The organism is Salegentibacter sp. UBA1130 (genome assembly GCF_002311535.1).
In the GTDB taxonomy this organism is placed as follows: Bacteria; Bacteroidota; Bacteroidia; order Flavobacteriales; family Flavobacteriaceae; genus Salegentibacter; species Salegentibacter agarivorans.
In genome coordinates, this window is record NZ_DCAP01000021.1 from 13,271 (window position 1) to 35,816 (window position 22,546).

At 35.8% G+C, this 22,546-nt stretch carries 16 protein-coding genes; 7 read left to right on the plus strand and 9 right to left on the minus strand.

Translation table 11 applies throughout. From position 1 onward, the window contains the following. The first annotated feature begins 107 nt into the window (after positions 1 to 107). Together carB and B4F31_RS08100 are read left to right on the plus strand one after the other, a co-directional pair. The gene (carB, locus tag B4F31_RS08095; protein ID WP_093306255.1) at positions 108 to 2,960 is read left to right on the plus strand and encodes a carbamoyl-phosphate synthase large subunit; all 2,853 of its coding nucleotides are present in this window, start codon (positions 108 to 110) and stop codon (positions 2,958 to 2,960) included. 272 nt (positions 2,961 to 3,232) lie between these two features. Further along, complete coding sequence (locus B4F31_RS08100) at positions 3,233 to 3,625, plus strand: DUF423 domain-containing protein (RefSeq protein ID WP_286761038.1); 393 nt, start codon at positions 3,233 to 3,235, stop codon at positions 3,623 to 3,625. Here B4F31_RS08100 and B4F31_RS08105 read toward each other — a convergent pair. The 6 genes from B4F31_RS08105 to B4F31_RS08130 form a co-directional block, all read right to left on the minus strand. Beyond that, complete coding sequence (locus tag B4F31_RS08105; protein ID WP_093306259.1) at positions 3,620 to 4,594, minus strand: bile acid:sodium symporter family protein; 975 nt, start codon at positions 4,592 to 4,594, stop codon at positions 3,620 to 3,622. The genes B4F31_RS08100 and B4F31_RS08105 overlap by 6 nt on opposite strands. Positions 4,595 to 4,599: 5 nt before the next feature. Continuing rightward, positions 4,600 to 5,142 carry an acyl-CoA thioesterase gene (locus B4F31_RS08110; RefSeq protein ID WP_093306260.1) on the minus strand — a complete coding sequence of 181 codons (543 nt, stop codon included), beginning with the start codon at positions 5,140 to 5,142 and terminating at the stop codon, positions 4,600 to 4,602. A 3-nt stretch (positions 5,143 to 5,145) separates the two neighbouring features. Continuing rightward, complete coding sequence (locus B4F31_RS08115) at positions 5,146 to 5,514, minus strand: 6-phosphogluconate dehydrogenase (protein ID WP_093306263.1); 369 nt, start codon at positions 5,512 to 5,514, stop codon at positions 5,146 to 5,148. Between the two features lie 4 nt (positions 5,515 to 5,518). Beyond that, entirely contained in the window at positions 5,519 to 6,661 is a 1,143-nt protein-coding gene (locus B4F31_RS08120; protein ID WP_286761039.1) for a serine hydrolase domain-containing protein, read from the minus strand. 78 nt (positions 6,662 to 6,739) lie between these two features. Next, entirely contained in the window at positions 6,740 to 8,143 is a 1,404-nt protein-coding gene (gene rmuC, locus B4F31_RS08125; protein ID WP_093306268.1) for a DNA recombination protein RmuC, read from the minus strand. Between the two features lie 82 nt (positions 8,144 to 8,225). Continuing rightward, the gene (locus B4F31_RS08130) at positions 8,226 to 9,218 is read right to left on the minus strand and encodes an endo alpha-1,4 polygalactosaminidase (RefSeq protein WP_093306270.1); all 993 of its coding nucleotides are present in this window, start codon (positions 9,216 to 9,218) and stop codon (positions 8,226 to 8,228) included. A 175-nt stretch (positions 9,219 to 9,393) separates the two neighbouring features. Here B4F31_RS08130 and pelF point away from each other — a divergent pair, with 175 nt between their 5' ends. Genes pelF through B4F31_RS08155 form a run of 5 tightly spaced genes read left to right on the plus strand, consistent with a single transcriptional unit; the run spans position 9,394 to position 19,323 of the window. Further along, the gene (gene pelF, locus B4F31_RS08135) at positions 9,394 to 10,917 is read left to right on the plus strand and encodes a GT4 family glycosyltransferase PelF (protein ID WP_093306271.1); all 1,524 of its coding nucleotides are present in this window, start codon (positions 9,394 to 9,396) and stop codon (positions 10,915 to 10,917) included. Positions 10,918 to 10,919: 2 nt separating this feature from the next. Beyond that, positions 10,920 to 12,533 carry an exopolysaccharide Pel transporter PelG gene (pelG, locus tag B4F31_RS08140; protein ID WP_286761040.1) on the plus strand — a complete coding sequence of 538 codons (1,614 nt, stop codon included), beginning with the start codon at positions 10,920 to 10,922 and terminating at the stop codon, positions 12,531 to 12,533. 7 nt (positions 12,534 to 12,540) lie between these two features. Next, positions 12,541 to 13,332, plus strand: coding sequence for an endo alpha-1,4 polygalactosaminidase (locus B4F31_RS08145; protein ID WP_286761041.1), 792 nt, complete (start codon positions 12,541 to 12,543; stop codon positions 13,330 to 13,332). 10 nt (positions 13,333 to 13,342) lie between these two features. After that, positions 13,343 to 15,334, plus strand: a complete 1,992-nt coding sequence (locus B4F31_RS08150) for a hypothetical protein (protein ID WP_286761042.1) — start codon at positions 13,343 to 13,345, stop codon at positions 15,332 to 15,334. Further along, positions 15,334 to 19,323 (plus strand): DUF2194 domain-containing protein, encoded by a 3,990-nt coding sequence (locus tag B4F31_RS08155; protein WP_286761043.1) that lies wholly within the window; start codon positions 15,334 to 15,336, stop codon positions 19,321 to 19,323. The genes B4F31_RS08150 and B4F31_RS08155 overlap by 1 nt, the downstream gene beginning before the upstream one ends. On the opposite strand, the gene B4F31_RS08160 is transcribed toward B4F31_RS08155, so the two are convergent. From B4F31_RS08160 to B4F31_RS08170, 3 genes are all read right to left on the minus strand, one after another. Further along, positions 19,320 to 20,114, minus strand: coding sequence for an ABC transporter ATP-binding protein (locus tag B4F31_RS08160; RefSeq protein WP_286761044.1), 795 nt, complete (start codon positions 20,112 to 20,114; stop codon positions 19,320 to 19,322). The genes B4F31_RS08155 and B4F31_RS08160 overlap by 4 nt on opposite strands. Positions 20,115 to 20,116: 2 nt before the next feature. Beyond that, complete coding sequence (locus B4F31_RS08165) at positions 20,117 to 21,148, minus strand: FecCD family ABC transporter permease (RefSeq protein WP_093306282.1); 1,032 nt, start codon at positions 21,146 to 21,148, stop codon at positions 20,117 to 20,119. 177 nt (positions 21,149 to 21,325) lie between these two features. Continuing rightward, positions 21,326 to 22,480: an ABC transporter substrate-binding protein gene (locus B4F31_RS08170; RefSeq protein WP_286761045.1), complete on the minus strand. Its 1,155-nt coding sequence runs from the start codon at positions 22,478 to 22,480 to the stop codon at positions 21,326 to 21,328. Between the last annotated feature and the right edge of the window lie 66 nt (positions 22,481 to 22,546).

A 22,546-nucleotide genomic window follows, 5' to 3' on the forward strand; every position in this document is an offset into this window, starting at 1 on the left:
ATTAGGATTTAAAATATTTAAAGGTGTTACTTTTTTTAGTAACGCCTTTTTTTATATCCAATCGCTTCCTTATTTTTATGTTTCATATGCTACAATCCTGATAAAAAATGCCCAAAAACAACAACCTTAAAAGTATCCTTATTATTGGCTCCGGACCTATTATTATAGGCCAGGCCTGCGAATTTGATTATGCCGGAACACAGTCTTTACGCTCCTTGCGTGAAGATGGGATAGAGACTATCCTGCTTAACTCCAATCCGGCTACAATTATGACAGATCCGTCTATGGCAGATCACGTCTATCTAAAACCTTTAACTACAAAGTCTATTGTAGAAATTCTTAAAAAGCATCCCAATATAGATGCAGTTCTACCAACAATGGGTGGCCAAACTGCTTTAAATCTCTGTATTGAAGCCGATGAAAAAGGAATTTGGGAAGATTTTGGAATAAAATTAATAGGGGTAGATATTGACGCCATTAATATTACCGAAGATCGCGAAAAGTTTAAACAGCTTATGGGGAGAATTGGAATTCCAGTAGCCCCGGCAAAAACGGTGACCTCTTATCTTCAGGGAAAAGAAGTTGCGCAGGAGTTTGGTTTTCCTTTAGTGATTCGTGCCTCTTTTACTTTAGGTGGAAGTGGAGCTTCGTTTGTACACGGTCCAGATGAGTTTGATGAAAAACTTACCCACGGCCTGGAAGCTTCGCCAATTCACGAGGTGCTAATAGACAAAGCACTTTTAGGTTGGAAGGAATATGAATTAGAACTTCTAAGAGACAAGAACGATAATGTGGTAATTATTTGTTCTATAGAAAATATGGATCCAATGGGGATCCACACCGGCGATTCTATTACAGTAGCTCCCGCAATGACATTAAGCGATACCGCTTACCAGCGTATGCGTGATATGGCGATAAAAATGATGCGTAGCATTGGCGATTTTGCCGGTGGATGTAACGTACAGTTTGCGGTGAGTCCAGACGAAAAGGAAGATATTATTGCGATAGAAATTAACCCAAGGGTTTCAAGATCTTCTGCCTTAGCTTCTAAAGCAACCGGGTATCCCATAGCGAAAATTGCAACAAAACTGGCAATTGGGTATAACTTAGATGAATTGGAAAACCAGATTACTAAATCTACATCGGCTTTATTTGAGCCTACTTTAGATTACGTGATCGTGAAAATCCCGCGCTGGAATTTCGATAAATTTGAGGGCGCAGACCGCACCTTAGGACTTCAAATGAAATCTGTGGGAGAGGTGATGGGAATTGGCCGTTCCTTTCAGGAGGCCTTACATAAAGCCACACAATCACTTGAGATTAAAAGAAACGGACTTGGAGCTGACGGAAAAAGCTACACCAAGTACGACGAAATTATAGAAAAACTTACTTACGCTAGTTGGGATCGTGTTTTTGTGATTTATGATGCAATACAGGCGGGAATTCCGTTAAGCCGCATTCACGAGATCACTAAAATAGATATGTGGTTCTTGCGTCAATACGAAGAGCTTTATGCTTTAGATGTAGAGATCTCTAAGCACGATAAAGAATCTCTACCAAAAGATCTTTTGCTGGAAGCGAAACAAAAAGGTTTTGCCGATAGGCAAATAGCACATATGCTGGATTGTCTGGAAAGTGAAGTTTATAATAAACGGGTAGATCTGGGAATAAATAGGGTTTATAAACTTGTAGATACCTGTGCGGCTGAATTTAAAGCTGAAACCCCTTATTACTATTCCACTTTTGAAGCCGAAATTGAAACTCCAGACGGCAAACGTTATGTAGATAACGAAAGTAAGGTGAGCGAGAAGAAAAAGATTGTAGTTCTTGGTTCTGGACCCAACCGAATAGGTCAGGGGATTGAATTTGACTACAGTTGTGTGCACGGTGTATTGGCCGCTTCAGAATGCGGTTACGAAACCATCATGATAAACTGTAACCCTGAGACGGTTTCTACCGATTTTGATATTGCCGATAAACTTTATTTTGAACCGGTTTTCTGGGAACATATTTATGATATTATTCGTCACGAAAAACCAGAAGGAGTGATCGTTCAGCTTGGTGGACAGACTGCACTGAAATTAGCTGAAAAACTGGATCGCTACGGAATTAAAATTATGGGAACCAGCTTTGAAGCTTTAGATCTTGCTGAAGATCGCGGAAGCTTCTCAAAGTTGCTTCAGGCTAACGATATTCCTTACCCTGAATTTGGAACCGCTGAAACTGCTGAAGAAGCCCTGGCATTAGCCGATGAACTTGATTTCCCAATCCTGGTTAGACCTTCATACGTATTAGGTGGCCAGGGGATGAAGATTGTGATCAATAAGGACGAACTAGAAGAAACAGTAGTAGATTTACTTCGAAAAATCCCGAATAATAAATTGTTACTGGATCATTATTTAGATGGTGCTATAGAAGCTGAAGCAGATGCAATTTGTGACGGGGAAGATGTTCATATTATAGGAATAATGGAGCATATTGAACCTTGCGGAATCCACTCTGGAGATTCTAATGCCTTGTTACCTCCTTTTAACCTTGGAGACCTGGTGATGGAGCAGATAAAAGACCATACCCGTAAGATCGCTTTAGCGCTTAATACAGTTGGTTTAATAAATATCCAGTTCGCTATTAAAGATGATATGGTGTATATCATTGAGGCCAATCCTAGAGCTTCCAGAACGGTGCCGTTTATCGCGAAGGCTTATAAAGAACCTTATGTGAACTACGCGACCAAAGTGATGCTTGGTGAAAAGAAAATCAAGGATTTCAAATTTAATCCGAAGTTAGAAGGTTATGCAATAAAACAACCGGTATTTTCTTTCAATAAGTTTCATAAAGTGAACAAGCAACTAGGTCCTGAAATGAAAAGTACAGGGGAAAGTATTCTCTTTATTGATAGCTTAAGGGACGATGCCTTTTACGACCTGTATAGTAGGAGGAAGATGTATTTGAGTAAGTAGGACAAACAGACCTCACAGGTTTCTAAAACCTGTGAGGTCTTTACTTATTATGAAAAATAAAGCTCTTGAAAGAATTAAATAATCGTCATCCTGAATTTATTTCAGGATCTAAGATCTTAATAATTATAAAAATGTTAGAAGCTGAAACAAGTTCAGCTTGACGAAACCAGTTCTTTTTACTCAACACAATAAACCAAAAACCTACAAGGTGTTTAAACTTTGTAGGTTTTCTAACTTAAATAAATAACCTCTCAGGATTATAATTATAACTAATGAAAGAAATTGTACTCATAATAGGTGGAATCTACGGCACACTTGCAGTAGTTTTTGGTGCTTTTGGAGCCCACGCTTTAAAAAAGCGTTTTTCTGAAGATCAGCTAAAAAGTTTTGAATCAGGAGTAAAATACCAAATGTACCACGCAATTATGCTTATAATTTCCGGAATAGTTTTTCCGTTTATTGGTATTTCTCAGCAGCTTATTGCCTGGTTTTTTATAATTGGAATATTTCTGTTCTCTTTTAGTATTTATGGTTTAACCCTAAGCGATTCCGCTGGAAAGAAAATAAAGATTTTAGGACCAATAACTCCACTTGGCGGACTTCTGTTAATTCTGGGTTGGATCTTTTTCACTATAAGTATCGCTGATATTGCGCTTTACTTATAAAGTTTCTTCTAAAGTTTCAGCTTTTAAAACTCGCTTTCTATAGTTTTCAGCATAAAAAGCGATTAGTATTAATTGCAGAGAATGATAGATCATTATAGGTAGTAATAATAGTCCGGTATTGGCTGAATTTCCAAAGATTACTTTTACCATTACAGAGCCGTGCACCAGGGATTTTTTAGTACCGCAAAATTGGGTGGTGATCCTGTCTTTTAAACTAAAACCTAAAATATTACAGATTAAACCAAGTCCAAAGTAAACTATAAAAAACAATAAAATAACTATCCCGGTAAGCTTAAGTAAATCAATAGTTTCTACGCTGCTAAAGATATTGGATGTGAACGAGTTACTAAAGCTTGAGTAAACAATTAGTATAATAGTAGTTTTATCTAGCAAGCCTAATTTTCTACTGTGCTTTCTTGCAAAATTCCCAAGAAATTTTTGTAGAAATAATCCAAGAATTAGCGGTATAATAATCTGCCAGCATAATTTTATAAGTACATCCAGGAATTCAAAATCGGTACTTCCACTAAGAAAAAAACTTAGCCAAATGGGAGTTGCGAAGATGCCTATTAAACCCGAAAGGCTGGCGTTGAAAATGGCGGTAGGCAAATTTCCTTTAGCCAAAGAAACCATCACTATAGAAGAAGAGACTGTAGAAGGAAGTGTTCCCAGAAAAAATAAAGCAATCCAAAGATCTGAACCTGTTCCTGCTTCAAAAAGCGGTAAGCATAGCAGAGCTAAAAGTGGGAAGGCTACAAAGGTGGCTAACTGAATTGCGATGTGAACTTTATAATTCAGAAAACCCAATTTAAACTCTGCGGGAGATAATTTTAGTCCGTAGAAAAAGAAAATAAAACCTATCCCAATGTCGGTGATGGTTTTTAGCGGAAAAATCACAATTCCCTCAGGGAATAAATAGGCGATTATTATCGCCACAAAAATAGCTGCTATAAATCCATTAAATTTCAAATTCTTTACTGCTCTATTTTAACCTTATATTCATCCAGTAAGTGCACATATTCTTTTGAAGAAAAATCGGTCTCATGAAATTCCTGTTTACGATTCAGCTTCATTTTATTACGTTTTATGCTTTTTGCAAAACGACGAATATCGTGCTCATTACTAAGGATTAAGCCGGGAACCTGTAGCGATTTTCCGTCTTCAGCCTTAGCCACCATCGTGAAATAGGAAGAATTACAATGTTTTATCTCGCCGGTTCTAATATTTTCGGCTTCAACGCGAATTCCAATTACCATAGAACTATTACCCACGTAATTTACCGAAGCCTTCATCGTTACTAATTCGCCAATTTCTATAGGTTTTAGGAAATCTACGGTATCAACACTAGCGGTTACACAATAGGCTCCAGAGTGTTTGGAGGCACAGGCAAAAGCGATGCGATCCATAAGTGAAAGCACATAGCCTCCGTGAATTTTTCCGTTGAAATTTGAATGAGAAGGCAGCATTAATTCTGAAATATCTACCTGTGAGTCTTTTACGTGTTTAAATTGAGTCATAAATTATCTATCTCTAAAATGAGGGGATTCGGCTTCTTCTACTTCGGTTATAAAATATTTGGTATCACCCCAAAAGAAAAAAGTGGCGTAACGCTCAACATATTTTAGTCTAACATAATTACCTTCGTTCTCCTGTAGCGCTTCTATAGCTTCCTGGTTATTGTCTAATACTGAAAATTGAAAGATTTGCGCACCACTAATTCCCTGGCTAATTTCACCTTCCCAGGTTTTAGAAATCACACCTTTTTTACTGAATTTTATAAGTTCGCCGCTCCTTGTGCCTTCGCTGTAAGGCACGAAGTAGATAAATGCAAACCAGGCGATGAAGAGTAGTAAAATAGCTCCTAAAATACCAAAAAGTGTTTTTTTCATAATTCTAGTTATAGATTTTCTGCACGAATTCTTCTATTTTAGAAGGTTCCAGCCAGCGGGTAACAATTACCAGGTTTTCTTTACGATCTACAATAATAAAATTTCCGCCGAAACCAGCCGCATAAAAAATGTTTTTATCTATATTTTTCCATTGTCTCGGGCCATCGGCATTTAACCACCACATATATCCGTAGTTTGGGTTTGTAGCTGAAGGCTGAATAGCTTCTTGAATAAGTGCTTCTGAAATTAATTGTTCGCCATTCCAATTGCCATTATTCATAAATAGTAAACCAAAACGCGCCATATCTTCGGTATTGATAAACATTCCGCCGCCGGAATGCCCGCCACCACTAACCGATTGCATTTTGTAGCCATCTATGGTAGTCCAGGAATTCTCGTACCCAAACCAGCGCCAGCTCGAAGAAGCGTTTATAGGATCCATAATTTTTTCTTTTAAAACCTTGGGAAGTGGTTTTCTAAAAACATTGAGTAAAGAATAGGCGAGTACATTAACCCGAACATCGTTGTACTTAAAATGCGTTCCAGGTTCGTTGAGTTTCCGGTTTCGCCAATCGTCTATTCCTGTATCCTGAGAAGGCCTGTCGGCCCAATCATAAGAACCCCAAAGTTCCCCGCTCCAATCTGAATTCTGCTCAAGCAAATGTTTCCAGGTGATTTTTGAGTTATGTTCGCCTTCAAAAGTATTGTCCCAAACGTAATTGATTACCGGGTCCTTAACATTAGTGATCAGGTTTTGATCTAAGGCGAGTAGGGCGGTGGTAGAGAGAAAACTTTTGGTAACGCTAAAAGTCATATCCACACGCTTTGTATCTCCCCATTTTGCCACTAAGTAGCCATTTTTTAAAATTATTCCCGCCGGGCCACCGCGTCTTTTGGTAGGTCCTAAGATTTCGTGATAAGGTTCGTGTTGGAAGCCCTTTAATATTGCCTGGCGTAAATCTTTGGATTCGGAATATTCGTTTGCTTCAGCAAGCTGAATAGCTTCGGAGAAATCTAAATTGAAAGATTTTGGATCTTTTTCTTCCCAGGTTCCGGCTTCAGGAAAATAAATATACTGTGCTGAAATATTCAGCATAAAAAGGTTTATCAATAAAAAACTGAAAACTGATTTGTTATAGGTTTTCATATTAATTTTTGGTTTTATTTTCTTGAATGCATAATAATTACAAACCTACAAGGTTTTCAAAACCTTGCAGGAGAGTGGTTAATTTTCATGATTTTCTTCAATTTCTTCCTCATCTATAGCTGATAGCATTTTAGGATCTATTTGTTTATTGGCTTTAGCACCCAGTTTTTTAAGTTTTTCTACCCGTCTAAGTAGATTTCCTTTTCCGGTAAGCTTTTTCATCGCGCCTTCATAGGAATTTTGAACCGTTCCCAATTGCCTGCCAATTTTTGTAAGCTCTTCGGTTAGAGCAGTGAAAGAATCGTATAAAGCCCCGGCCTGGGTTGCGATGGCAATGGCGTTTTGCTTTTGTTTTTCGTTTTGCCACATACTGTCTATGGTCTTGAGTACAGCGAGTAGAGTGGTGGGTGTAACGATAATTATATTCTTATCAAAAGCTTCAGAATACAGTCCTGGATATTCGTTGGAAGCGACAGCAAACGCAGCTTCAATGGGAATGAAAAGTAAAACGAAGTCGGGACTTTCCATCTCGTATAATTGGTGGTAATTTTTATTACCCAATTCACTTACCCGGTTTCGAATAGCGGTAAGGTGATTTTTCAGATGTTGTTTTCTATCCTGCTCATCTGTTTCATTGCTGTAGCGTTCGTAGGCGTTTAGGGAGACTTTAGAATCTACGATCATTTTTTTATCGCCAGGAAGATTAATTACCACATCGGGCAAAACCCGTTTCCCGTCGGCATTGGTAAAACTTTGTTGTACACTGTATTCGCTGCCTTTTTGGAGTCCGCTGCGTTCCAGAACCCGCTCCAGGATCATTTCGCCCCAGTTTCCCTGTGTTTTAGTGTCGCCTTTAAGCGCTTTAGTGAGATTGGTGGCTTCCTTGCTCATTTGCTCGTTAAGCTCTTTTAACCCAATAATTTGTTGTCGCAGCATAGCATGGCGATCTATACTTTCTTTATTTCCTTCTTCGATTCGTTTTTCAAAATGAAGGATTTTTTCCTGCAAAGGGTTTAGAATATTCTGAATATTTTCTTTATTCTGAAGGGTAAATTTCTCAGATTTTTGCTCTAAAATTTTATTGGCGAGGTTTTCAAATTCTTTCTCGAATTTCTCCTGAAGTTGTTCAACTTCGGCTTTTTGTTCTTTATTTCTTTGCTCTAAATTTTCAAATTCGGCATTACGGCGGGTGAGTTCTGTATTTAAAAAATCTTTCTCTCTTCGAATTTCTTCGCGTTCTTTTTCGAGTTTTTCAGTTTGTACCCGGAATGTATTTTTATAATCTAATAATTCAGTTTTATAATTCTCTAAATTGCTATTCATATGATTTTTAAACTCATCAACCTGAAGTGATAATTGATTATTCTTTTCTTCAAGAATAGCTTCTTTATTTTTACTTTTTAATCCTGAAATTAATTTTCCGAAGTAAAGTCCGATTAAGAGTGTGACAAAAATTAAGGCGAAAAGTAAATAATCGTTCATTGAGAAAATGGAGTTTTCCCAAAGATACTTATTTGCCCGAATTGATTAAGAATTTAGGACCTGGATTATGCAGAGATATTAATTATTCCCGGTCCTCAAAATATTGGTAACCGTCTATAATATCCAGGTAAACCCCGTCAAAACCTGCAGCGATAATTTTAGAGAGATAAGCGTTTTCGCTGCCGTAGATTAAATCTTTCCAGTCCTCGTTCCAGTACTCTACTTTAAAATTCCCTTCCCATTCCGGGTTTTCTTCAAGGAGCCAGGTTGGGGATTTGGAACTCCAATTTTCTTCCCAGTAAAAACGATAATCTTCGGCTTCGCCAATAGACATATAAGATATAACTAAACGCTCAGCACCATTTTTTTTCTTCTTTAATTTTTGAATGTCTTCGGCAGTAAAAGCTTCGTTATGAAAGAAAAGATCCATAATAATAAGATCGTAATTAGTAAAAGCAAGTTCGGTGATAAGATCGTATTTCGAAGAATATTCAGCGTAATTTAAAAGATACAGGAAGTTTTTAGCTTCAGAAAGATGGCTTATATTTTTATTATTTTCATTAAAAACAGGATAAGCTGGAATTCTATCAAGTTCCCGCCGTGGCGCCGCGAAAGAAGTATAATTGTTTTCCTCATTAAGCCTGTAGGAATTTTTCATAAGCTTAAAACCCGAACAATAATCAGTTACCAATACTTGCTTGCCCTCGTCTTTTGCCAAATCAAGGTACTTTCTTAAATATAAATTATCGGCTTTTGGGGTGATTTTGTTTAACTTTGGATAACCATAAAAAAGATCTTCCTGGGCTACCGCATCTATAGCATTTAAATAATCTAAAGCAGGAGTTTTCTTTAATTTAGCTTCTTTGGAAACCAACTGAACTCCATTCTGTGGGACAACTATAAAATTAGGATTTTCTTCTTTTGCGATTTCACTTATTTCAATAACAAACTCCCGCATTTCCTGGCGGTAGTCAATATTATTATTATTATTATTATTCGATTCCTGAGCCACGTGTTCACCGCAGGAAAGGAATAAGTAGCAAAGCATATAAATGCTTATTCTAAAGAAGTTCATAGATATGGAGCAATTTTAAACAAAGATAAGTTAAATTACCATCCCTAAATTACGCTTTATAGTAGGATTGTTATTCTATTTAAACAAATTATAATTTAGGGTTTTCTTGTAAAATTTATATCGCCGGGTTTTTAAGTAACTGATTTTTAATATATTTTTGGCGCAAAACTTTTAAATGGCAAAACCATCTGTATTGCTTATAATGGAAGGCACTTATCCTTTTAATGGTGGCGGTGTTTCTACCTGGGCGCATATTTTATGTAACAGGGTTAGCAATGTAGATTTTAAACTGTATTCTATAAATGCTTCTTTTGAGACAGAGTATAAGTATAAACTTAGCGATAATATAAACGAAGTAATACAGGTGCCTCTTTGGACACCAGATGAACCTTACGATTATATAAGTTACGGTGAGGAATATTATAAAACGGTAGCTAAAAAAGAGTGGACTAATGATGAAGTAGTTGCTCAAAAGTTTATTCCTATTTTTAAAAGCTTACTGGAGTTTATTTATAGCGACGACCGTGATATAGAAGACCTGGATATAATTTTTCATCAGTTGTGGTTTTATTTTGAAGATTATGATTATAAAGAAACCATTAGAAATGAGCAGGTTTGGCTAACTTATAGAGATACTCTCGCTAAATTTATTATTGGTGAGCGTAACCCCGATGCATCTTTAATAGATATTACCATAGGCTTGCGCTGGATTTACAGGTTTTTAATACCACTTGCCATAGTGAACATTCCAAAAGTAGATGTTTCTCATTTAACGCTAAGTGGCTTCCCGGTAATTCCGGCACTTATTGCCAATTACAAATACGGGACCCCAATAATCCTCACAGAACACGGAGTTTTTATTAGAGAAAGGTTATTGGCTATAAACAATTCAGAATATCCATATTTTTTAAAGAGTTTACTTATAAGGTTTTCAGAAGCTATTACCCGTTTGGTTTATCATAAGGCCGAAGTAATTATTTCTGTAAATAAATTCAATCAAAAATGGGAAAAATGGTACGGGGCAGATCCGTCTAAATTCAGAATAATATACAATGGTATTGATCCCGAAGTTTTTAAACCCGGCCCTAAACCTCCACATTTAAAAGACATTCCTACCGTAGTTGCTTTGGCGAGAATTTTTGAATTAAAGGATATTCTTACCATGATTAGATCTTGTGCGGTAGTTAAAAGAAGTATTCCCGAGGTACAATACCTGGTTTATGGAGATAATGATGCCGTACCTGATTATACCAAAGAATGCCTTGAACTTATAGCCGAATTAGGATTGCAAAACAATTTTAAATTAATGGGCCCAAGGAACAACCCACAGGAAGTTTTTTTAGAGGGAGATATTTCTATCCTGACGTCTATTTCTGAAGGATTTCCATATACCGTAATTGAATCTATGGGTTGTGGTATTCCCGTGGTTTCTACTGATGTGGGCGGAGTTAAAGAAGCACTTGATAATAGCTGTGGTTTTACCTGTAAACCAAAAGATGCCGAAGAAATTGGTGACAATGTTTTAAAATTGCTGTTAGATGATGATTTGCGAAAGAGTATGGGAAGAAATGCCAGGGAAAAAGTTTTGAATAATTTCACCTTATCCAAGTTTATTGGCGAATATGAAGCTATTTATGATGATATTGTGAAAATACCCAGGGCCAAAAAAAAACTTACCAAGATTGAAGATTTTTCCTGAAAATGACTAAAGATCAAATTAAAGCTATTGCAAAACTTGTTGTTGCGGTTAAAGAACGTAATGGTAAACCCGTGAATGTTTATGTGGTAGCCGCCACAATAGAATCTTTTGGAATTAGGGAAGTAGATGCGAAAGAAGATTATGGCTTTGAAAGTATAATGCATCTTTCAAATTATATTTATAAAGCTTATGATGCCATTACCCTGGCAAACCTTAAAAATAATAATCAGCGTGTTGCTGAAGCCAAAACTTATAAAAGACTCGCTCTAACCGAGTATATTACGACAAAAAATACCAAGCGCTTTCTTGTAGATTATACTTCAGGACTTTTACATTTATTTCCGGTTTTCTTGCAGGTGGTTGCCATAATTTTATTCGGATTTTCCCTTTGGACTTACTCTCATTTTAATAACCTACAATCTACCGCAGTGGTACTGGGGGTAATTATTGGTTTTATTAGCAGTGCGGGTTTTGTGCAGGTTTTGGGAAAACAGGTTTCCTATTACTGGTATAATAAAGATTACCATATGGCGAAACATTCTACCGTCCAAATTATAAAAAACGGGACTATTGCTATATTAGGCTTTTTTATATTCTCTTTACTTATCAATTTAGTAATCCCACTTTATAGTCTTCTTTTTGTAGTTATAACCTTTATTTACGCCTTGTTTATAGGTTTTCTTCTTTTGGTTTTAGCGCCTTTATATGCGTTAAAACAACGATGGATGCTTTCTTTTAGCGTCTTTGCAGGTACGGTGTTAGCGCTTTTACTTCATTTTTATACTGATATGCACCCTTATTATATTCATTGGACAGGGATTCTGGTTGCTTCTTTAATTTCGGTTGGTTATATCTATTCCTTCTTTCATTTTAAGCTGAAAAATGAAACCGCGGTAAAAAAGAAGCCAAAGGTAATGCTCTCGTTATATCGTAATTTCAACTACTTTTTATACGGTACTTTTATTTTTCTTTTTGTTTTCCTGGACAGGATAGTGGCCTGGTCTTCTACCTTAAACAGGGATATTCCCTATATAATTTATTATGAAAAAGATTATGAGATTGGAATGGATCTCGCTATTCTCATTTTCTTCCTTCTTGGCGGAGTAATGGAATACGCTATTCACTCTTATATTAGGCATATGGATTTTCATCAACTTCAAACAAAATATTCAGATTTTCAGCGTTTTAACGATAAAATGAAAAAGATGTATTTTAAACATTTACGTTTATTTGCTATTAGTGCCGCGGGTATTGCCGTATTATTATATTTAATTGTTACGCAACCCTGGGGCTACTCCAGAGGTTTTGATGAAATTCTGAGTCCGTTGAGTATAAAAGTTTGTATTCTTGGAAGTATAGGTTACTTATTTCTTAGCCTGGGAATGTTAAATGTACTCTATCTATATACGCTGGGAAGACATAGGAAACCACTGGTGGCCATTATAAGTGCTTTTCTGGTTAATTTTATAATTGGAGTCTTTTTAAGCAGATGGGTTTCTTACGAATATAGTGTTATGGGAATGTTAGTGGGGTCTCTGTTATTTGCAATACTTACAACACGGGAAACATATAGTTTCTTTAAAAATCTGGACTATTATTACTATGCATCTTATTAAAATATTTATGGTTACAGCAGCAATCTGTTTAAATACCGCCCAGTTAGTCGCTCAAAAGGTTACCCAGGAAAAACAAATACTTTTTACCTATGGCGATTTTTACCCAGCAGAAGTTTCAGGATACGAAATTGTAGTAATAGAAAGCGCTCATTTTGACAGTGAAGACATTGCAATGCTAAAGCAAAATAATACTACCATTCTGGGTTATATTAGCCTGGGAGAAGTTAATGAGGCTGCTGCTCATTTTCCCGAAATTAAAGATTTCACTTTTGGAAAAAATAAAATATGGAATAGCCATATTTTAGACATTGAAAATGAAGAAACCCGGGAAGCTCTAATGGCAATTTTTGATTACAATATGAAAAAAGGACTGGACGGGATGTTTTTAGACAATATAGATAACTATACCGGTTTTGGGCCTACACCAGAAAAGAAAGAAGCTTTAATAGATTTTTTAAAGATTTTAAACTTGGTTTATCCCAATATTCATTTAATGCAAAATGCCGGTGTTTCTATACTAAAAGATACCCATCCATTTATAGATTCTGTAGCAAAAGAAAGTATTGCTTCAGATTATAATTTTCAGGAGAAAAAATATCAATTAAGAGAGGAAGCTATTTTTCAGCAACTTTTAAACGAGCTAAAGCAGGTGTATGATGAATACGAAGTCCCAGTGGTTTTAATAGAATATGCCGAAACCCGAAAGTTAAAAAAAGATATTAAACAAAGATTAGCACAAACCCCCTGGCCTTATTTTATTGGGAAAATAGATTTGCAGGAAATCCCCGAAAAAGGTTGAATTAATTTATATGTTTTTAGAACCCTACCTATTAACCGGTCCGTTAAGAATCATCCTGTTATTTGTATTAATTTTATTAATACATAGAATTGTTTCTACACGAATTTCTGCACAATCTGCTTTAAATTTTCTGGTTCCTACTATTGCGCTTGTAATGGCAGCGGTATTACTAGGTGGTTTTATTTTAATACTAACCGGGATATTTGACATCTTTGTTATTATAAGCATTATAATTGGCCTGGCTGTTTTAGCCTTTATGAATCTTAATTTTAAGCAACCCTTAAAAGCTCAGTTACGTAAAATTTATACGCGTTCCCTTTTATATATTACTATTAAAATGGAAAAGGGACAGAGGTTTCTGGATAGAGATAATATAATTAAACCAGAGCGTAAACATTCTGAACATGGCCTTTCTCAATATCATAGAAACTGGCAATTAGCCATAGGGCTTTTATTACCTGTGCTTACTTATATCTCGAGAAGTTCACTTTTTCAGGAAGATGTTTACACACTTTCCTCGAGTTGGTTTAGTAAGCTTAATTTTATAAATGGGATTTCTGCTAATACCTGGTTCTTTCAAACCGGGGAAATGATGGGAGATTATTTACTTATTAATTTATATGCAAAATTAACGCATATAACTAACGCCCAGGCTTTGCAATCTTTTGGATTATTAGAATCTGCATTGCTTTCTTTAATAATATACTGGCTAGTTTTTAAAATTTCACGAAAGCAAGCTCCGGGCATATTCGCGGGCTTAAGTTTTGCCCTTTTTTACGGATTCCTCCCCATTAATATTGATTTAATTGCTGAACATAAATCGGTTTTTACCGCTTTGATTATTGCTTTACCTACAATGTATTTTTGTATTTATCCGCAAAGTTTTAGTTACAGTAAAAAGGCGAAATTTTATTGGTTAATTACCTTGTTTAGCGCTATTCTTTTATTAGATCTTTTTGTGGGTGTATTACTTCTTCTTCCTTATTTGCTAGTACTTTTTATATTTAAACTTAAAGATAATTTAAAGCAAATCACTCAGGTTTTGCTGGCCTATTTCTTTTCGTTAGCCTTTATTGGAACAATATACGGCATCGCGGCTTTGCTTATAAAAGAAGATTTTGGCGCCTTTATTTTGTCTAACTTTTATTCTTTTGATACTTATACCTACAATCCTCATTTGGTTGCACCATTTAGAGACCTGATGGATTATTACCAAATAGCCGCTGTAGTTTTTCTGCTTATTGCTATTTATAATTATTTTAAAAAATCGCATAAATGGTTGGCCAGTCTGGTATTCCTCAGTTTTATCAATTTAATGTTCGGGATTTACCAATTAGATACTGGTCTTGTAGACCTGGATATTTTAAGTCAGGTGCTTTGCATATTTCTCCCCATATTTTTTGGGATAATTCTAAATGTAATGGTTAACCTCTTTTCTATTTTTAATTTTTCTCCTAAAGTTGGCATACGTCTGGAAGTAATAATAGGTAGCATAGTAATTACCGTGCTTACCATATTCACATTCCCTGGTGTAGCCACATTAAATTTTAAAGAAAATAAGACAGAAAATGTTGTTTTTAAAGCCTATTCAAAAATTCAATCTCAAAATTTACCATATTCCTATGCGGTTGTAAATGCTTTGCCATACTTCAGTTTTAGCAGAAACAGCCATTATTACTATAACTACGATTATTTTAATAATACCTATATAGAGCTGGACAGGAGATTCAACAGATATAAAAATAATTTCGAATACCTACAAAATAACCCAGATATTATTTTACCCGAAACGATGTATGTTTTTGTGTATAAAGACATACAGGAGGCTAACCAGGCTAAAAAAGCTATAGTAGAAAAGCAACGTAATTTAACCCTGGAAAGGCTGGAATTACTAAAAATGAAAGGGAGAAATGTGGATGTATATTATGAGGATAAAAATTTAGAGGTTTACCAAATAGAAAACAGGGAACGGGCCAGTAATATTAATGAACTATTATTTTGATGGAAAAATTTTTACCAACTAAAATATTTAAGGCTGTTTTTTTAGTGTTTTCTATTATTTTAATAGGATGCGAAAAAGATATTAAGAAGGAGGAGGTTAAGGAAGCCAGTCCCAAGGTGCAGTATGATAATTTTAGTGAGAACCCGTGGATAACTTACCTGGTAGAGCCGGGAAATGATTTAAGTTTTAGAAACAGCAATCATATTAGAAAAGCTCTTAATTATGCAAAAATCCCTTATAATGAAATTAATAGGTTTGATTTTAATGAAAAGCCAGAAGTAGGCAATGCAGTTAAAGTAATTGTGGTCTATGATCTGGAACCACTAAATCAAGATGCAATGAATTTTTTAATTGAATTTGTTGCTAAAGGAGGTCATATTTTTATTCCCTCGGTCGCTACCAATAAAAATTTTGGTTTTTTAGCAGGCGTAAGGGGAGATGCAGACTTTGAAATAGATACCATAGCCCAGGGTTTTAAATTTCAGTCCAGTTTTCTACCGGCTCTAAAAGGGAAAGTTTATAAAAACGAGAATAAACATTTTGGCCTGCAAACAGATAACTTTAAGGAAGATATAGAGATTCTGGCAACTTCAATTTCTGAAGAAGATTATCCTCTTATTATAAAAAATAAAATAGGGAATGGTTCGGTAATCACTTTTAATACCGATCAATATTCTCAGAAACAGGAGCGCGGACTTTTCTTTGCAGCAATTTTGCAGGGTTTAGAAGGGGTTCCTTATCCTGTGGCTAATGCTTCAAGCATAATGTTAGACGATTTTCCTGCGCCGCTTTATAACGTAAAGATGGAGCCGGTTACTTCAGAAATGGATATTAGTCAGGCGCGTTTTTATACTGAAGTTTGGTGGAAAGATATGCTTAAACTGGCCAGGGAAGAAGGTTTGGAATATTCTGCCTACGTATGTTTTGATTATTCTAATCGTACCTCGCCGCCATTTAATTTTCCCGAGTGGGAACAATCTGTATTAACAGGTTCTAATGGAGCGAATGCTGCCGACAGACTTATGGTTGATTTCAAAGATTCTAAACATGAGGTAGCTTTACATGGTTATAATCACGCTTCACTTACCGATGAAGTTTGGCCTAATCAAAATTATATGGGTTTAAGCCTTAAGGCGGTTAAAAAACGCTGGGCAGCGCGTAATTACGGTGAATTACCGGTTTCATATGTTCCACCTTCAAATATTATAGACAGCACCGGTTTTCTTGCTTTAGAAGAAAACATCCCCGAAATTATTTATAATGCCAGTATTTACCTGGGAAATTTTGAAGAAGGTGGCGATAGAGAATTTGACAGGGAGCCTTATAACGATCATTTTTTCAATTTTCCACGAATTACCAGCGGGTTTGCTTTAACCTCTACCAGGCAATTCAATCAGCAATCTTTATATTTATATACAGGCGTTTGGACGCATTTTATTCACCCCGATGATATTTACCAAATTCCCGGAGAAGAACCTCGGGAAAGTGCCGGTGATTATACTTTACGGAATATAAATTCTTATGGCTGGAGAGTTTCAGAAGATGGCTCACCGGGTTTGTTTCCACGATTTCGAAATTATATTAAAGATGTAAAGAATACTTTTCCTTTAATTCGATTTTTAAAAGTTTCTGAAGCAGCTAAGATTACTCAAAACTGGAGAGAAATTCCTTATAATTTTATTGAAAATGAGAGTGAAGTTGAAGTTACTGCCAGCATTCAAAATAGTGAGAACCAAAATTTCTGGTTTGCATATGTTTCAGAAAAAAATACTGCTGAAGCTGAAAATTTTATAAAAAATAAACAACTAAAATTTACAAAAACACCATTCTTAGACGGCTATCTTTTTAATATTCAAACACAGGACAAAAAAATAATTTTTCCAAAATTTAAAAATAATTTTTCTGAGGATTTTAGCAAAATCACTCAAAACTATGAATCTTACCTTTTAATAAAACCTTCAGAAGATTTAGGAGATATCCACAAAGAGATTAATGAATTAAAATCTAAAATTGCGAAGAACAATCATTATGAACGCGAAGATTGGTTAAAATTATTTCAATATTTAGGCTGGGAAAATCGCCAAATGGAGATTTGGCCGTTGCTGGAAAGAAAATACAGTGAAAATAAATCATCTGCTTACATAAACCTTTCTTCAGAATTTACCACTCAGAGTGATTATCCTGATTTGGAAACCAGGAAACGCTGGATGTTGAGACAAATAGAATTAAATCCAGAAAGCCTAAAGCTTAGAAGAGATTTTATAGGTTACTTTGGAAGCAATACAGAGGTACAATTAACAAAAGAAGAATTATTGAACCTAATAGAGAATACTGAAGTAGATGAGGAGCGCTCCAGCTATTTTTCACTGTTAAATGAGAAACATCCCGAAGCTGCATTTAATTTAGTGAAAAACATAGAGCACTGCCGTGAAGATTTTCGCTTTGCCGCTTCTACTATTTCCTGGATTTTCGCCGATGCTAAAAAATACAATGAGGCCATTAAATGGTCTAAGTGTAGTGACGATATAGCGGAAAGCGCAATAGATAACTGGCGGGTACAAACCGGGGAATATGAGTTTTTAAAAGAAAAGAACTTTCCGCTTTTTATAGAATATCTTATTGCCGATAATGATAAAAAAGCGGCGCAAAAACTTTTGGAGATAGAAGCTTGCCGAGAAGATTTAAAGCATTTGGCTACGACTATTGCCTATACTTATAGCGACCAGGGAAGTTATAGAAAAGCGCTGGAATGGTCTTCTTGCGTGCCAAATTTCCCTGTAGTAGAAAGGATGCAATGGTTTTATTCGTTGGAAAATTTCAGTGAAGTAGAGCGTTTGTATGCTAATTATACTAAAAAAGATAATCCAAAGGAAAAAGAAGCTATTCAGGTTTTTATGACCGAATATTATTTGGGTCGTAGCGAAATGCTGAAAGCCTGGAACCTTGCCTCTCAACTGCCAGAATCAAGTAATAAAGAGCGTTTACGAAGGCAATTGAATAATACCGTGGTTTACCTTAATCCTGAAGAAAAAAGACAGCTTTTAAAAGAATATCCTTCACTTTTTTATCCTGAAGTAGCTTCTAAAATAGAGCAGAATCTTAGAATAACACAGGGCGATTTTGTACAAATAGGGAGTAATATTATTAGCGATAGGTTAGATCCAACTTCTGTAGGTTTAGAAGCGGTTTATGGCACTCGAGATAAGAAGTTCAATGAGCATCAATTTGGGTTAAGTCGCTATAATGCATATGCAATTCCATTTCAGGGTGAATTTGAAAATAATGGAGATATGGAGCTATACGGACTGGTTTACAGGTTTAAAACCAGGGAAAGAATAGAAAAATTTAATTTTGGATTTGGAAGTCGTCTTGAGTTTAACGAAGCAGGAAAAGCTTATCTTCATTTGGAAGCTTCGGCGTCAATTGCAAAAGATAGTTTATATAGTTCTTTTCAGTTTTTTAGAAAACCCGCTATCACCGGCCCCGCGTATATCCTGGACATTTATCAAACGCAATTAAATGTTTATGAAGAACTTCAGTTTAAAGAGAAATTCCAGGCGGTTTTTTATATAGAAGGAAACCATTATGACGACGAAGATGTGATGGATGTACAGGCGCTTACCAGTTTATCTATGAATCTTAGACTGAATAAAATGGCGAAATTTAGACCTTATACCGAATTATCTGGAATGCTGGGTAATTCAAACAGGTCTAATGGCTTTCCATACTGGACTTTAGATGAACGTTTTTATGGTGGTTTAGGGTTGGCTTACGAATATGTAAATGAAAATAACTTCTGGAAAATTAATCTAGATGCCGGATATTTTCTGGATACGTTTTCAGATGAATTTCAGCGGTATCGTGGGATTGTGGTATGGCCAGTCACGAAGTATCTTCATCTTAATACCCAGGCCGAATTCTATACGCTTAAAAACTTTTATTCCAACAACTTTACCTTCGGTCTAAAATATTTTCTAAAAGATAATTAAGGATTAATTTTAAATGAGGCTGAAGCTTTATCAAAAACGATCAAGCCTTCTGGAAAAACAGTAGCAAATGCTCCAGATTCCAATAATTCTTTAGGGGAACCGGTGGTCACGCTATTATTTTGCATGAGAATAATTTTATCGCAAAGCTGGATGGCCAAATTGATTTCGTGGGAAGCAAAAACTATAGCTTTATTGGTTTTTCGGGTGAGTTTTTTGAGCAGTTTTAGTACATATGCTTTATGGTAAAGATCTAAATGGGTGGTAGGTTCATCCAGGATAACCAGAGGCGTATTTTGTGCAATGGCGCGTGCAATTAAAACTTTTTGTAGCTGGCCGTCACTCAATTCGTAGCACTTTTTGTTTTGTAAATCTTCGATTCCTACATTTTGCAAAGATTTCTTGATTTGCCGTAAATCGGTTTTGCTTAACCTGCCAATCCAATTGGTATAGGGTTGTCGGCCAAGTGCCACGAGCTCGAAAACACTTAAGTTTTTAGAAATAGGTTGTTCGGTGAGTACGAGACTCACTAAAGATGCCAGCTCCAAAGAACCTATCTGCTGAATTTGTTCATTTTTAACCAGAACTTTTCCCTTTAGCGCATCCTGAACACCACTTAGGGTTCGTAAAAATGTAGATTTTCCGACTCCATTAACACCAATAACAGCAACCAGTTCTCCTTCGTGAACTTCAATATTAATAGCTTCAGTAATAATCGTTTTCTCGGTTTTATTACTGTACCCGATATCAAGACCAATGGTTTTAAGAATGCTATGTTTTTTAGGTTGGTTCAACTTCAGAATAAAAATTTACGTTTACGCACCAAGAGCCAGATTACCACCGGCGCGCCAATTAACGAAGTTATGGCATTTATAGGTAAAGTGTATTCCTGTCCCGGCATTTGTGCCGCAATATCGCAAATAAGCATGAGCGCCGCACCACCTAAAATAACTGCTGGCACTAAAATGCTATGATTATTTACAGGAATTATTTGCCTAATTAAATGCGGAACTGCTAAACCTACAAATGCAATTGGCCCTGCAAAAGCAGTAATGCTTCCGGCAAGTAAACTGGTGGCTATAATGATGATTAAACGGTTTTTTTGAATACTTACCCCAAGGCTTTTAGCATATTGTTCGCCAAGCAACAAAGTGTTGAGGTTTTTAATACAGGAAATGGCTAAAATTATTCCCACAAACCAAAACATGGCGAGAATTCCCACCTCGTTCCAGGAAAGATCACCCAAACTTCCAAAAGACCAAAATACATATTGCTGAAGCTGTGCCGCGGGACTAAAATAGGAAAGAACGCTAACCACTGCCGCGGTTAAACTGGCAAACATTAAACCTATAATAAGAATTGCCATAGTATCTCGAAGCCGGAGGGAAGCCAGCATAACAGCAATTAATACTAATAAACTTCCCAGGCTGGAAGCAATTACCAAGCTCCATTTGGAAAGTAAAATTCCAGCAAAAGCACCTCCAAAAACTGAAGCACCCATAATAACGATTGCCACACCCAAACTGGCACCGCTACTTAAGCCTAAAACATACGGTCCAGCTAAGGGGTTACGAAATAAAGTCTGCATTAACAGTCCGCTAATGGCGAGTCCAGAGCCGGTTATTATTGCTGTAATAGCTTTAGGTAAGCGGTATTCCACTACAATATATCGCCAGGTTTCTTTTGAAACTTCTAAATTAAAGATTGAAGCAAAAACATCTTTAAAAGGAATATTGACTGAGCCCAAACTAATATTTAAAAAAACCAGGATAATTACTCCTATAAAAAGGAGTAGAAGTGGAAGTACATATTTTTGGGACTGCAACAAGGCTGGTGATTTATTTCGGTGTAAATATCTGAAATAAATTGAGTAGATAAAATTAATGAAGAACGATAATGGGATTTTACTCGATAATCTAGATTTAATTGATCCGGAATTTGTTTCGAAATCAAGCTATATTTAGAAGGATAGTCCACTAAGTTTTTTAGAACCAAATCTCCATAATTATTCTTCCAAAGCCTTAAAAAACCTGTTTTCATAATCTCCCAATAGCTCTGGATGAAAAATGGATACCAGATCTTTTAATACCAAATCTGGACGTTGCGGGCCTAATTCAAAATAAAGTACACCCCCTGTTTCTCCTTTGGTTAGGCTTACGCTGTAGACATTTTTATTCTGTACTGCTTCAAACTGTTCATAATGTTGCGATTCTTTTAAAAGTTGGGTATAAGAAGTGTATTGTCCTGCACTAATCCAATAATCGGCATCCTGGGCTTTGTCTAACACATTTTCAAAAGATAAAGCCATACTTCCATTCCCTTGAGTATCGGCATAGACATAATTTGCATTGGCATCTTTAATAAATTGGGCTTGCCACGAATTTCCGTGGGGTAAATACCACTGGTCTTTATACATAGCGCCGCTTAATACTTTAGGCGTTTCTGCTGCCGACTTTGCTAATTCTTTGGCTTCAGTATAATCGGTTTCTATTTTATTAAAAATCTTTTCAGCTTCATCTAATTTATTATAAAAAACGCCAAAGAATTTAATCCATTCCGCCTTTCCCAGCGGAGTTTTTTCGGTCCAGTCGCCATTGTACATCACCGGAATTCCGGTTTTTTGAATGGTTTCAAATGTTTTATTGTTTCCGTCAATTGCAAAACCAATCACCACTTCTGGATCCAGATCAATAAGAACCTCGGTATTTATATTTTCATTTTTCCCCAGCTCTTTAATTTTTCCTGAATTAATCAATTTCCTGGTTTTTTCTGAAGAAATATAATCGAGACCTGGAAATCCTTTTAAGCTGTTTTCTTCATTTAAAGCTTCCAAAGCCGGAATATGCGTGGTAGAAGTCACCACCATTTTTTCTATCGGAATTTGCACTTTTTGGTCATAATCTAAACCGGAAGGAATTTCAGTATTTTCTTTAGTTAATAAATAGGTAAAAGCTTTATCGGCATCGGGCCAGGCGGTTTCTATTTTTATAATATAATAATCTCCAAAATCATTGATGCTGAAATTAGTAGCGTGTTTTAAATCAACTGAATCTTGAGGTGTTTCTGAAGCAATATTTTTATCTTTTTGCTCGTTTTTACAGGCGGAAAATACTAGAAAAAGGAGTAGAAGATTAAGTGCTTTTACAGTCTTTATTTTCATTTTATGGTAGTTTAAAAAAATTGAATTTATATAATGCTATCTTCTTTTAGCCCCCTAAATAAATTA

Excerpts from the sequence above, each read along its gene's own strand:
- carB (WP_093306255.1), top strand. The coding sequence starts at position 108 with ATGCCCAAAAACAACAACCTTAAAAGTATCCTTATTATTGGCTCCGGA.
- B4F31_RS08120 (WP_286761039.1), bottom strand. The coding sequence starts at position 6,661 with ATGAAAACCTATAACAAATCAGTTTTCAGTTTTTTATTGATAAACCTT.
- B4F31_RS08100 (WP_286761038.1), top strand. The coding sequence starts at position 3,233 with ATGAAAGAAATTGTACTCATAATAGGTGGAATCTACGGCACACTTGCA.
- B4F31_RS08150 (WP_286761042.1), top strand. The coding sequence starts at position 13,343 with ATGTTTTTAGAACCCTACCTATTAACCGGTCCGTTAAGAATCATCCTG.
- B4F31_RS08110 (WP_093306260.1), bottom strand. The coding sequence starts at position 5,142 with ATGACTCAATTTAAACACGTAAAAGACTCACAGGTAGATATTTCAGAA.
- B4F31_RS08115 (WP_093306263.1), bottom strand. The coding sequence starts at position 5,514 with ATGAAAAAAACACTTTTTGGTATTTTAGGAGCTATTTTACTACTCTTC.
- B4F31_RS08130 (WP_093306270.1), bottom strand. The coding sequence starts at position 9,218 with ATGAACTTCTTTAGAATAAGCATTTATATGCTTTGCTACTTATTCCTT.
- rmuC (WP_093306268.1), bottom strand. The coding sequence starts at position 8,143 with ATGAACGATTATTTACTTTTCGCCTTAATTTTTGTCACACTCTTAATC.
- pelG (WP_286761040.1), top strand. The coding sequence starts at position 10,920 with ATGACTAAAGATCAAATTAAAGCTATTGCAAAACTTGTTGTTGCGGTT.
- B4F31_RS08155 (WP_286761043.1), top strand. The coding sequence starts at position 15,334 with ATGGAAAAATTTTTACCAACTAAAATATTTAAGGCTGTTTTTTTAGTG.
- pelF (WP_093306271.1), top strand. The coding sequence starts at position 9,394 with ATGGCAAAACCATCTGTATTGCTTATAATGGAAGGCACTTATCCTTTT.
- B4F31_RS08170 (WP_286761045.1), bottom strand. The coding sequence starts at position 22,480 with ATGAAAATAAAGACTGTAAAAGCACTTAATCTTCTACTCCTTTTTCTA.
- B4F31_RS08145 (WP_286761041.1), top strand. The coding sequence starts at position 12,541 with ATGGTTACAGCAGCAATCTGTTTAAATACCGCCCAGTTAGTCGCTCAA.